A 629-nucleotide genomic window follows, 5' to 3' on the forward strand; every position below is an offset into this window, starting at 1 on the left:
GGTCACCGAGACCCGGTTCGGTTCGGCCGAACGCCTGCGCCCGACCGTCCCGCCGAGGCCGGAGCGGCGCCTCTGCATGATCGATTTCGAGGGTCCGTCGCTCCCGAAGGGTCCGGACGAGGCCGTCGCCGCGGAGGTCTCGGCCAGCGCCGGCACGCTGCACGAGCCGGTGGCCAACTTCGTGCCGCAGACCGGCGGCTGGCGCATCTACGTGGAGTGGCAACCGCCCCAGCCGATGCCGGCGGGGGACATCGTGCTGCGGGCGCGGCTGGTGCGTGGGGCGAATCCCATCAGCGAGACCTGGGACGCGGCCGTCTGATCTGCGGCGTTCGCACATCTTTCCATGCAGGTCGCGACGAACCCCCTCTCCCGTGCGGGAGAGGGTTGGGGTGAGGGATGCGACCTCTCCGGAAGAACCTGATCCCTCACCCTGTCCCTCTCCCGCCCGGGAGAGGGGACCCGCGCCCGTCCGGCAAACGGATTGTGGCTGCGGGGGGAGCGGCCCTATCTCAACCGACCGGTAGCCCGACCCGACCTCACGCGCTGCGCCGCTCGCGCTCCAGGCGTTTGGCGAGGCGGGTGGCGCCGTAGACCTCGCTCAGGCGGCGGCGGGCGGCGGAGATCGGCGG

1 protein-coding gene is annotated in these 629 nt (G+C 72.5%); it reads left to right on the plus strand.

The window, feature by feature from the left end:
- Positions 1 to 319: glucan biosynthesis protein (locus FV228_RS31955; protein ID WP_187278007.1), on the plus strand; the 319-nt coding region annotated here is incomplete at its 5' end.
- Positions 320 to 629: the final 310 nt, after the last annotated feature.

Source organism: Methylobacterium sp. WL18 (assembly GCF_008040015.1).
GTDB lineage: Bacteria > Pseudomonadota > Alphaproteobacteria > Rhizobiales > Beijerinckiaceae > Methylobacterium > Methylobacterium mesophilicum.